This is a genomic window from Photobacterium sanguinicancri (assembly GCF_002265265.1).
GTDB classification, from domain to species: domain Bacteria; phylum Pseudomonadota; class Gammaproteobacteria; order Enterobacterales; family Vibrionaceae; genus Photobacterium; species Photobacterium sanguinicancri.
In genome coordinates, this window is the sequence record NZ_NOIF01000171.1 from 1 (window position 1) to 10862 (window position 10862).

The 10862-nt window shown below is 41.9% G+C and carries 12 protein-coding genes and 1 pseudogene; 3 read left to right on the plus strand and 10 right to left on the minus strand.

All coding sequences use genetic code 11. From position 1 onward, the window contains the following. The first annotated feature begins 59 nt into the window (after positions 1 to 59). The gene (locus ASV53_RS19455) at positions 60 to 812 is read left to right on the plus strand and encodes a chitobiase/beta-hexosaminidase C-terminal domain-containing protein (protein WP_275657115.1); all 753 of its coding nucleotides are present in this window, start codon (positions 60 to 62) and stop codon (positions 810 to 812) included. A 161-nt stretch (positions 813 to 973) separates the two neighbouring features. Here the strand turns inward: ASV53_RS19455 and ASV53_RS19460 are convergent. From ASV53_RS19460 to ASV53_RS19495, 8 genes and pseudogenes are all read right to left on the minus strand, one after another. Continuing rightward, positions 974 to 1342 (minus strand): annotated as a pseudogene (locus ASV53_RS19460) (IS4 family transposase); the annotation flags it as partial. 9 nt (positions 1343 to 1351) lie between these two features. Next, entirely contained in the window at positions 1352 to 1630 is a 279-nt protein-coding gene (locus tag ASV53_RS19465; protein WP_094958313.1) for a type II toxin-antitoxin system RelE/ParE family toxin, read from the minus strand. Further along, the gene (locus ASV53_RS19470) at positions 1627 to 1911 is read right to left on the minus strand and encodes a type II toxin-antitoxin system RelB/DinJ family antitoxin (RefSeq protein ID WP_094958314.1); all 285 of its coding nucleotides are present in this window, start codon (positions 1909 to 1911) and stop codon (positions 1627 to 1629) included. Before ASV53_RS19470 ends, ASV53_RS19465 begins: the two co-directional genes overlap by 4 nt. Before the next feature lie 355 nt (positions 1912 to 2266). After that, positions 2267 to 2767 carry a hypothetical protein gene (locus ASV53_RS19475; RefSeq protein WP_094958315.1) on the minus strand — a complete coding sequence of 167 codons (501 nt, stop codon included), beginning with the start codon at positions 2765 to 2767 and terminating at the stop codon, positions 2267 to 2269. A 196-nt stretch (positions 2768 to 2963) separates the two neighbouring features. Beyond that, on the minus strand, positions 2964 to 4490 hold the full coding sequence (locus ASV53_RS19480) for a transcriptional regulator (protein ID WP_094958316.1): 1527 nt from the start codon (positions 4488 to 4490) through the stop codon (positions 2964 to 2966). A 233-nt stretch (positions 4491 to 4723) separates the two neighbouring features. Beyond that, positions 4724 to 5833, minus strand: coding sequence for an alkene reductase (locus ASV53_RS19485; protein ID WP_094958322.1), 1110 nt, complete (start codon positions 5831 to 5833; stop codon positions 4724 to 4726). Between the two features lie 10 nt (positions 5834 to 5843). After that, positions 5844 to 6473, minus strand: a complete 630-nt coding sequence (locus tag ASV53_RS19490) for a GrxB family glutaredoxin (protein ID WP_094958317.1) — start codon at positions 6471 to 6473, stop codon at positions 5844 to 5846. 77 nt (positions 6474 to 6550) lie between these two features. After that, positions 6551 to 7219, minus strand: coding sequence for an SDR family oxidoreductase (locus ASV53_RS19495; protein ID WP_094958318.1), 669 nt, complete (start codon positions 7217 to 7219; stop codon positions 6551 to 6553). Positions 7220 to 7366: 147 nt separating this feature from the next. Here ASV53_RS19495 and ASV53_RS19500 point away from each other — a divergent pair, with 147 nt between their 5' ends. Both ASV53_RS19500 and ASV53_RS19505 read left to right on the plus strand, forming a co-directional pair. Continuing rightward, positions 7367 to 8308: a LysR family transcriptional regulator gene (locus tag ASV53_RS19500; protein ID WP_094958319.1), complete on the plus strand. Its 942-nt coding sequence runs from the start codon at positions 7367 to 7369 to the stop codon at positions 8306 to 8308. Between the two features lie 39 nt (positions 8309 to 8347). Next, positions 8348 to 8824: a peptide-methionine (S)-S-oxide reductase gene (locus ASV53_RS19505; RefSeq protein ID WP_189337920.1), complete on the plus strand. Its 477-nt coding sequence runs from the start codon at positions 8348 to 8350 to the stop codon at positions 8822 to 8824. A gap of 82 nt (positions 8825 to 8906) precedes the next feature. Here the strand turns inward: ASV53_RS19505 and ASV53_RS19510 are convergent, their stop codons facing one another. Together ASV53_RS19510 and ASV53_RS19515 are read right to left on the minus strand one after the other, a co-directional pair. Further along, a complete protein-coding gene (locus ASV53_RS19510; RefSeq protein WP_094958320.1) occupies positions 8907 to 9845 on the minus strand; it encodes an ornithine cyclodeaminase family protein in 939 nt (312 codons plus the stop codon). Next, positions 9846 to 10835: a threonine/serine dehydratase gene (locus ASV53_RS19515; protein ID WP_094958321.1), complete on the minus strand. Its 990-nt coding sequence runs from the start codon at positions 10833 to 10835 to the stop codon at positions 9846 to 9848. Positions 10836 to 10862: the final 27 nt, after the last annotated feature.

Below are 10862 nucleotides of genomic sequence, written 5' to 3' on the forward strand. Positions count from 1 at the left end.
GTCATAATGTCACCTGTTAACTTATGAGGTGATAATATCACCTCTAACTAAGTGACCAAATTCACTATGCCACTACACATCAAGCCTATGTCTTTGCTAACAAAGGCTATGATGTGGTGCTATCGCATGCGACCAACTTGTACTTTGATTTAGCCTACAATAAACACCCAGACGAAGTTGGCTATCATTGGGCAGGTTATACCGACACAAAAAAAGCGTTTGAATACCGACCATTTAATATTTACGCCAATGGGAAAATAGATAAATTGGGTAATCCTGTTGAATGGAATCCAAACTGGGTGTCATTGACGGAAGAAGGTAAACGTAATGTAGTTGGCTTGCAAGGTCAGCTATTCTCTGAAAATTCGAAATCCCCAGAGATTATGGAGTATTTGGTTTTCCCTAAATTATTGGGTGTTGCGGAGCGTGCTTGGGTAACCAATATGCCAGCAGAATTGCCAATCGATCAAAGTGGTAAAACGCCAATGGATCAGGCTTGGGATACCTTCTCTAATACCTTAGGCCAGTACACTTTAAGTAAACTGGAATATATTCAACCTGTTGATATTTATGAGCAGTTGCCACCTCTGCATGGTGTGAATTACCGAATCCCTCTGCCTGGTGCAGTTGTTGATGCTGGTAAGTTGAAGATAAATACACGTTTCCCTGGTTTGAGAAATCAATATTCGCTTGATGGTGGTAGCACGTGGCTGCCATATTATGCGCCAGTTGATGTTAACCATGCTGAAACGATTAAAACGCGTAGTGTGACAGTCTCGGGTAGAAACAGTCGCACCGAAGCAGTTCAGTAATAACGGTATTTTTTACTAACGACAACAAGCCAGTTAGCTTCCCCCTATACGGGCTTTTTCTCGTTGTGTGAAAAAGTGGTTACTTAAAACTGATGAGTTCGCCAAGGTCGTGATGGCGAACTCAGCCATTAACCTGCGCGACTGGCGGATCCCCACATAATTTACGCACGATAATTGTTCCTTGCCATTAGAATTAGGGGGGATTGCGCCCAGCGTATTGCTGGTTCATTGATGTGATATTCCAGCCGTCGGAAGACCTCTTTTCCTAGCCTAACAAATGATAAAACGCGCCGGTCTTTAACTGAATTTGCCTGAAAGTGACGGTGCCAACCGTTATGTTCTGCAATTATTCCAAACCACCAATAGACCATAAAAGCGAGCAGACTAATGAGCAGTAAAATGTCGAATCGTTTAGGGTCATGAGTGCTGTTTTTTAAAACACGGAATGTTTCTTCAATTTACATGCGTTTGGTGTAGAGCCTGACGATACATCGAGATGAAAATATATTGGTTGGGATATTAGTCGCCAACTGAAAAAATCAGTCGGTTGGGAATTTTTGCTTTTGGTGAAGAACGCGCATGATACGAATGGTTGAACCTTCAGTCCAGTAGGACACGATCATTGAGATTTCAGGAATAATGAGTAATCTTCCGCGAATTTCGTCGCGCTGAACACCCATTAGTGGTTGCTCTAATAAGTTTTCTACTTTTGTCTCTATGATTTCGTCAGTTTTTTCTGCTGCTCTAGGGTTGAAGTCATACAAAAACTCAAAGATCTTTTCACGATCATTAAGGGATTCTTCTTCCCATAAAATCATTGTTGACCTCGATTACGAATTTTTGCTTTACGTTCAGCCATTCGGGCTTTTGCTGAATCGTTATCAAGAAATGAAGCTTTTCCTGAATCATACTTATCGAATGCAAGGTTAACTTGTTCTGTTAACCAAGAGTCGTGCGATAATGCTTTTCTTTGTTGTTCAGCCATTTGCTCTGTAAGTTCTCGACAGGCATCACTGAGTGTGCGACCTTGGCTCTCTGCCATTTGTTGAGCCAAGCGTTTGATTTCGTCATCAACACGAAATTGAATTCTGGTGTCCATAAGTAGCGCCTAAATTTGCGTGTGTACAAATGTTAGCACTCGATGTGTGGCAGGGCAACTAACACATATGAGCCTTCGGGCGTCAAAGCCATCAAAACGACCATCAACGCTCGGCATTTTGGGTATGAATTGGCTTGGGTGTGTATGGTGGTTAATTAACAATTGTCGTAATACGTTGCTGGCGTTTTATGGCGAGCGATAAATGCCAACATACAGATAAATTATCGTTGTAAGCTCTATCGCACATTAGTGCTATTGAATTGTTCTTTCCATGGTGAAAATAGGCACGTAATACACAGTCGTATAACGTGCCCATAACGTAGAAGGGATATTTAATTAAAGGTGATAGTAATTATTATTTTCCATTTTCATTACGGATATACATAAGAGCAACCATTCCAAAACCTAGGAATTGCCATAGGTATTGACCATCACTCGCACCTGTAATCGTTTGTGTAAATGCCATGAATGATGTTACCAATAATGAGGCAATACCCGCTCTTAGTAGCCACACGCGATCTTTACCTTGCATAAATTCACCTGCAAAAACAGAGCGGAGAATAAGCAGGAATGGCATACATTGTAGGATGATTAAAATAGGGAACATGAAATCAAATGTTGGGCTAATAAATAAGTGTCCAACTGCGCTTTTATCCCAAGTACCGACAATATATGTTTTCCAACCTACCCAGGTATCGCCTTGATAAGCGGTTTCTGGCGAAATAAACCCGAGGAGCACACCACAGACTTTATCTATGAAGCCATTCTTAAACCAAAAGACAAATAAGAATATTTGTACTGGGATAACATTGAATGCAAGTGATTTGATAAAGGTTGATTTTTGAGTGTCTTTCATAATGTTCACATCTATTGGTTGTTAATATGATTTATTGATGTGAAGAGTATGGAATGAACGTGTTTTTTCTGAACTGATGCAAGACAAACTTAGAAATAAACACACAAAAATCAAACAGCAGAAAAACGCATGCTTGATGTGCGATAGAGGTGAAAGCACCGTGTCATAAGGGATTCACGGTGCTGAGATAAGCGAGTTAATCAACTTGTTTTGCTGTAGGGAAAAGGTTTGATTTTTGTAAAGATGCTTTAAGTTCAGCAAGTTGACTCTTTTGTCCCTTACTCAGACGGTTAAAGCGTTGGTAATTGTACTCTGCACCTTTAGGGTTGTTTGCTTGTTGATCAGCAATGCTCAGTAAGTAATAGCTAAGTGGGCTTGGTGAGTTTTCAGCAGCATAGAAGAGATAAGGGTATGCTTGTTCACTTTGATTGTTCACAATCAGTGCGAGCCCTAAGCTTATATTGGCAATATTACAGCGTGGATTCTTTTCAAAAGCTTCTTTAGCGTAACTAAGTGCCAACCGTTTATCTTCACTGCTGCTGGTATTTAAAGAATTCATCGATGATATGTAAGAAAACAAAGCCTCAAGTAAGTAATTATCTCTGCCTTGTCTTTTAATCATCTCAAGTTCAGATGATAACCCTTTGAAACTTTCAGCCCCTTTACCTTGATAAAAAAGAGAAATACCTTTTGAGATAGCCTGCCAATCATTATAGTTTTGAACTGAGGTGACTCTATGGTTCGCAAAACTATAATCAGGCGTAGCAGGTGATATGGTCGTTTTAAGTGAAAGAACAAGATCGCCAATTGCTGAAAAGAAATTATCTTTAGTAAAAGTGACATCAAGTTTTTTAATTTCACCTGAGTGTGAAGGTATATCGATAAGAAGCTTGAGGTGATACCCACTTTTAGTTTCTTTAATCCAGCCCTTGAGTGAAATAGCGTCTGGTGTAAGTTGCTTTCTTGCAGCAGGAGTAAGCTGAGAGTAGTGATAACCTACAATATTGTTTGATGAGTTAAGACCAAAGAATAGGTAGTTATAAACATTACGTGCGATGGTAAGGTCTCTATTTTGGTCTAATTCAATGTCGTGAAATATAATGGGGATCACTTTTTTATTTTCGCTTGTCGTTAGACCTATCGCTTCATTATTCGATTGAGAAAAATAACTGATACCCGTTGAGATTGTCAGTAATACAGCAATAATGATGGAAAAAATCATTAACCGATTCATTGGCAACGCGGTTTTTACTGTGTTTGTTTTGACTTTCGACGGGCATGCCTGGCTGGTTGTAACAGCAGGATCCGTGAGTAATTTTTCAGGCGTTTTTTTTGGTGAATTATCTGACAAATTGTCAGAGGAAAGTCGGCTTGGAATTTCTTGTTCAATCACTTCTATGTCGAACAAATAGCCTTGTTTGGGAATGGTTTTAATTATTGCATATGGACGTTCTTGATCGTTTAGCTGACTTCTAAGCTGGCTAATCACTTGGCGAACTAAGTTGTCAGATACTTGGCTACGATCCCAGACAGCTTCCGCTATTGTTCTGGCACTTTGTACTTTGCCTTGATGTTGAATGAAGAAACTGAGCATCCGCGCTTGAAGCGGTTCGAGATGACGATCTTCACTGTGACCTTCTTCATCAATAATTAGACGGTTTTGTTCTGGTATAAAAATGACTTTAGAATCAGTGCCTAGTCGGTAACTTACAGCAGATGGCATAACTTCCACGCGACAATAAAAAACAGCAGTGGTGAGGTTATTAATTTTCTTCGACTGAAGCAAGTTGAAGATAAAGGTGGAGTATGAAAAGTTGATATTTCATACGTCTATTCAATGAATAAAGCCTGCAATTTCAGCAGGCTTATTCAATTCACACAATTAAAAAGTGTGACTTGCCGGTGGTTTCTATCTGCTGTGATTTTGTTTTAAGAACTTTGTTTTAAAAGGCTAAATTAGTCTACGGTTTCTGCAATTTGCATTGTTGGGTAATCGGTATAGCCGCGTTCATCACCACCAAACAAGGTTGCACCGTCTAAATCGGCTAGCTCATAACCGTGTTCTAAACGAGACACCAAGTCTGGGTTAGAGACAAATGGGCGCCCGAAGGCCACTAAATCCGCATAACCTTTGCTAAGAACCTCATCGGCGCGTTCTTGGGTGTAACTACCTGCCACAATGATGGCGTTGGTGAAAATTTCGCGTAGTTCAATGCGGAAACTCTCAGGAATAACGGGTGCATCGTCCCAATCAGCTTCAGATAGGTGCATGTAAGCAATATCTCGCGCTTGTAATTGACGAGACGCTTCAAGAATTGTTGGCACAATATCAGGGCAGTTCATGTCTTTGAATGTAATGAAGGGCGCTAAGCGAACGCCTACTTTATCTGCGCCAATTGCATCAATAACGGCATCTACCACTTCAATTAAGAAACGAATACGATTTTCACGTGTGCCGCCGTAGTTGTCGGTTCGTTTGTTGGAATTGGTGCGGAGGAATTGGTCAATGAGATAACCGTTACCGCCGTGAATTTCCACACCATCAAAGCCTGCTTCAATGGCTCGTTTTGCTGAATAGGCAAAGTCTTTAATGACACGATCGATATCACTTTGATCCATTTCACGAGGTTGAATACAGTCAACCATGTTGCCATTACCTTGGTCATCAGAAATCCAAACTTTGGTTTCGATTGGCGCTAAGGCTGAAGGACCCATTGGCAGCTCACCTTTTTGGAACGTGGGGTGAGAAACGCGGCCTACATGCCATAGCTGACAGAACATGGCTGCCCCTTGCTCGTGCGCTGCTTTCGTGACAGGTTGCCAGCCTTTGACTTGCTCGTCCGTGTAAACACCTGGGGTGAATGAGTAACCTTGTGAGTCGTCAGAAATCTGAGTGGCTTCAGAGATGATTAAACCCGCCGTGGCACGTTGTTGGTAGTAGGTCGCCATCATATCATTGGGAATATTACCGGGTTGGCTAGTGCGCGCTCGTGTCATGGGTGCCATAACAACACGGTTTTGTAAATCTAGGCTTTTAAGTTGTGCTTTTTCAAATAATTTTTTCATGGTCTTCATCTTATTTTAGTAATCGAACATTCGCTTCTTTACTGACAAGTTCCATCCATTCTTTTACAGATGGCTCCCAATCAATTTCAGCTGCACTAAAGAAGCCACGAAGAATAGAGAACAGGATGGCTTCATCGACGATAGCGATAGGGATTGTGGAATCAAGTTTCAGTAAAATGCCGGCTTCACGGATCAACGTTTCCACTTCTTTTGCAATAGTGGGGGTCTCTGTTAACAGCGCATCAAAGTTAAGTGCTTCGGTTTCTTTTTTACTGCGCCATGCACGTTGAGATGATGCGGTTGTGAATTCAGCGAGATCCATCGAAGACCATCGTGGGTAACCAATCTTTTGTAATGGTAAGAAGGCGCGACGTTGCCATTCTAGAATTGCCTCAGATGGAATATTGGTTTGAATTGAGTCTGCAATAGATAGAAAGTGATCAATAATATCTAAGCTTTCAGCGATTGCCGTGCCATCATCTTTTACAAGTACTGGGACTTGTTTGCTACCCACGATGTCAGTGGTTGTTTTGTCATCATCGTAAGCAATGGTTACTACATCAAGCGGTAAATTCAGCATGCCAGCAACAAAGCGTACACGTGCACTGAATGGGCAATGTTCATAAATATAGAGTTTCATGTGAATTCCTGTTTATAGCTCTAGCGAAGGGCTGAGTGGTTATATTTGTTCTGCTATTAAGTAAGTTGAGATTTAAATCAGTTAATTAATGCGCCGCCATCAACATCGATAATAGAGCCTGTCATATAGGGGTTAGTGATAGCCATAACATAGGCATGAGCGACATCTTCGGCAGTGCCAACACGGCCAGCAGGAAGGTTATTGCGTGCGTTTTCATACATGGACTCACGGCTTTGTTCATCCAGACCTTGATAGGCGGTTGTCATTGTTAAACCGGGGCTAACTGCATTAACGCGAATAGGGGAAAGTTCTTTAGCCAATACTTTTGTAACGGCTTCTAGCGCGGCGTTAATGGCTGTTTTTGTATAGGTATTTGCAACCACTTTACGTGATAGCATTCCTGTGGTTAACGTAATCGTGCCATTCGGTTTGATATAACGGCTAGCATGTTTAGCGGCGTTAATTGATCCCCAGAACTTAATATCAAAAGCGGCTTTAGCGTCTGGAATTTTTACGTCTACCACTTTACCTGCTGGTGCCGCAGAGCCTGCTGTAATGATGAGATGATCAAAAGCACCAATGGATTCGAAGTAAGCGTGCACAGATTTCTCATCACTGATATCAAGGCCTGTTTGGCGGCTTGCAACATGGATGATGTTTTCGCCATTATCAAATTGTGTTGCTACCGCTGCGCCGATACCGGATGTGCCACCTAAAATGACATAGCTTGTTTTATCCTGACTCATAACCCGCCTCTCTTTCGTTATTCTGATTTGGTTGTTCTGGTTTAAATGTTTTCCTTTGATGTTGGCTATTATATTTGTTCGATTTATTTTGATAATTGGGTAGAATTCGAATTCATTATTTTGAATAACTGAATAATCGAGGTGTGAGTGGATAAATTCTCGGATATGACCATGTTCGTGAGTATTGTTAAGCGTCAGGGGTTGGCTGCGGCTGGGCGAGACCTTGGACTTTCTCCTGCGACCATGACAGCGAGGCTTCAAGCATTAGAAGAGAGGTATGGTGTTAAGTTACTTAACCGAAGTACGAGACATGTTGGTTTAACCGATGCGGGTGAACTTTATTACAAGGCCTGTCTCGACATTTTGGATAATGTTAGCGAGGTAGAGAACCTTATCCAGAATGGTATGAAGGAAGTTAAAGGTGCGCTCCGAGTTTCTGCTCCTAAAGATATCGGCAAGCAATACATCATGCCAATTTTGAATGAGTTTGTTGCGCAGTATCCAGATGTCGTGCCTTATTTATACCTTGATGATCGTATTTCAAATATTGCGGAATCTGGTCGGGACATTGTGATTCGCTATGGTGAACTGGTTGATAGTAGCCTGATCTCACGCCGATTATCGCCTAGCCGACGGGTTTTGTGTGCCTCACCTGAATACCTTGCTAAGCACGGTACCCCCTTGAAGCCTGAAGATTTAGCTAGTCATGATTGTTTGGTGATGCTACGAAGCAATGAAGAGCTGAAAACCTGGCACTTTCAAGAACAAGAAAAAAAAGTATCGATCACTGTGTCGCCAAAACGTTTTTCCGATGATGGTGAGATTATTCGTCAGTGGGCATTAGAAGGGGCGGGAATTGCGCTTAAATCTGTACTGGATGTTCAAGCTGACATTAATAGCCAGCGTCTTGTGACGGTACTTAATGGTTACATGAAGAACTTCAATACTTCAACTATGGTCTCTAGTGCTGATTTGAATGTGGTGTATATCAGTAAGCAGTTTCAACCTAAACGGATTAGACTGTTTTTAGATTACTTGTTTGAACGCTTTCCTGAGTTGCTAGAAAAGTCAGGCGACCTACGTAGCTAGCGATCACCTGTTTTTTGTTTATTAATTGGATTGTATCTGATGGAAGAAATATATTTTGCGGGCGGCTGTTTGTGGGGCGTGCAAGAATTTATGAAGCACCTACCCGGTGTGATTACAACAGAGAGCGGGCGTGCGAATGGCACAACGAATACCACGCAAAGTGACTACGATGGTTATGCGGAATGTGTGCGTACTCAGTTTGATCCTCTGCAGGTGACGATTGCGCAGTTAATGGCGTACTTCTTTGAAATTATTGACCCTTATAGCTTAAATAAGCAGGGCGATGATGTTGGCGAAAAGTACCGAACTGGCGTGTACAGTGTTAACCCTTCACATCTTGAGCAAGTAAAGGCGTATATTGCAGCGCGAGAAGACAGCGATAAAGTGGTGGTTGAAGTGTTACCGCTGGTTAATTACGTTAAAAGCGATGATGAGCATCAAGATAGGCTGACACGTTTCCCCAATGATTATTGTCACATTCCTTTCGAGTTATTGAATAAATACAAGAAAAAATAATGAAGTGCCATTCGTTGTATCAAAAAGCGAAGCCCAGCAGGTTGTTGCTGGGCTTGTTTCATGGCTAAATAGATATAAACGTTTATTGTTTGATGACGGCATTTGCGATGGCAATGTCTTGCGGGGCGATCCCCGTAAAATCAGCGATGGTCAATCCTGAAGTGCTAAAGCGTGCTTGGTCCTTCAAGAAGGAGCCAAACTCTGTACTTTTACGTTTGATGTGCTGCTGACTTCTATCATTGTACAGGTACTGCAATTCACCATGGTGTGAGCATTGCGCAAGGCTATCAGCCAAAATAAGGCTCGCATTCTGAAGCACGTTTTCAGTAAGCTCTTGCTTACCTTCGGTATCACAGCCAAAGGCGTTAATATGTGCATTCGGTTTTAACCAGTCATATATGATATAGCCGCTAGTGGAGGGTGTGACGGTTGTTATCACATCGCAAGATTCACACAAGGCTTTTATCGACTTACAAAGGACCAGCTCAATGTCATGTTTGGCTAATTGCTCTGTGAGTGACTGGATATTCTCTGGCTTGATGTCATAGGCTAACACTTGATTAATTCCAAGAGCGTGGCAGGTGTAAACGCTTTGAAAATACCCTTGAATACCGCACCCCACAATGCCGAATGTACGCGCTGAATTATCACCGATCATGGTTTGAGCCATAAGGGCGCCAGCGGCTGCTGTTCTGTGGTCGGTGAGTATGCCTTCATCTTGTAGCATGTACTCAGGAAAGCCCGTATTCGCGTTAATAACCATGATGCAACCGTATGAGTTAGGTAAGCCTATTTCATGGTTGGTATAGCTACCTGATGCTATTTTTATCGCTGCATACTTTTGAACGTCACTAATGCCATATTTGATGTGCAGCTCGCCATTTGGTAATGGCATATGGCCAACAGCGGGGACAACATATTTTTTGTCACTGTAATCGATATAGCACTGTTTGATGATTGCCATTAGTGTAGACATATCAGGTAAGTTTGCTTCGATTGCTTGTTTATTGATGATTTCCATTTATTTCACCATCGCCATTGCTGAGTTAAAGGTTTCGTCGGTCACGTTGCTGCCACAAAGTACGACACATACATTCTTATTTTTATAGGCTTCTTTATTTTTAATGAGTGTCGCGACAGCTACGCCTGCTGCGCCTTCAATGATCATGGCGTGATTTTCTTTAATCAGCTTCATCGCTTCCGCTATTTCGTATTCAGTGACAGTTTCTGTGCTATCAATAACGTCCATACAGAGTGCTAGCGTGATACTGCCTTCTTCGATTCCGCCCGCAGTACCATCAGATAAGGTATCGGATTCAGGAACTTCAATGATTTCCTGTGCTTCCATGCAGACTTTCATTACTGGGGCATTTTCAGGAAAGGCGCCGATAATCTGAGTTTCAGGTTTATGCGCTTTGATGTTAGAACCAATACCACTGATGAGACCACCACCGCCAACACTGGCGATAACAGCGTCTACACTTGGCGTTTGCGCTAAAATTTCTAAGCCAATCGTGCCCTGTCCAGCAATGATATCTTCATGGTTATAAGGGCTAATGTAGGTTGCGCCCGTTTCTTTAGCATCTGCCAATGCGACGGTTTCGGCATAATCAGCGCTGCCGTCAACCTTAATAAGGGTTGCGCCAAGTTTGCTTATTTTTTTCTCTTTTTTACTACTGATCTTCGCGGGAACATAAATGGTAACAGGGATCCCTAAGGCTTTTGCTGCCGCAGCAGTACCAGCGCCATGGTTACCTGAGCTCGCTGTTAATACACCAGTATTTTTTAGTTCTTGAGGTAAGTTGAGTAGGGCGCTTGATGCACCTCTGATTTTGAAACTACCTGTTGTTTGTAAGTTTTCGCATTTTAAATATACATTACCACTGCAAAGGTTTGATAACGCAGGGGAGTAAAGCATTGGCGTTTCATATACGCCTTCTTTCGTATAGAAATTATTTTCCAATAAATTTGCAGTCTTCTCTACAATAATATTTTTATTATTCTTCTTCATGTTAACGCCTCATAGTTAATTCAAGGA

Coding starts and splice junctions, on each gene's coding strand:
- ASV53_RS19465 (WP_094958313.1), bottom strand. CDS start 1,630: ATGATTTTATGGGAAGAAGAATCCCTTAATGATCGTGAAAAGATCTTT.
- ASV53_RS19470 (WP_094958314.1), bottom strand. CDS start 1,911: ATGGACACCAGAATTCAATTTCGTGTTGATGACGAAATCAAACGCTTG.
- ASV53_RS19475 (WP_094958315.1), bottom strand. CDS start 2,767: ATGAAAGACACTCAAAAATCAACCTTTATCAAATCACTTGCATTCAAT.
- ASV53_RS19480 (WP_094958316.1), bottom strand. CDS start 4,490: ATGCCATCTGCTGTAAGTTACCGACTAGGCACTGATTCTAAAGTCATT.
- ASV53_RS19485 (WP_094958322.1), bottom strand. CDS start 5,833: ATGAAAAAATTATTTGAAAAAGCACAACTTAAAAGCCTAGATTTACAA.
- ASV53_RS19490 (WP_094958317.1), bottom strand. CDS start 6,473: ATGAAACTCTATATTTATGAACATTGCCCATTCAGTGCACGTGTACGC.
- ASV53_RS19495 (WP_094958318.1), bottom strand. CDS start 7,219: ATGAGTCAGGATAAAACAAGCTATGTCATTTTAGGTGGCACATCCGGT.
- ASV53_RS19505 (WP_189337920.1), top strand. CDS start 8,348: ATGGAAGAAATATATTTTGCGGGCGGCTGTTTGTGGGGCGTGCAAGAA.
- ASV53_RS19510 (WP_094958320.1), bottom strand. CDS start 9,845: ATGGAAATCATCAATAAACAAGCAATCGAAGCAAACTTACCTGATATG.
- ASV53_RS19515 (WP_094958321.1), bottom strand. CDS start 10,835: ATGAAGAAGAATAATAAAAATATTATTGTAGAGAAGACTGCAAATTTA.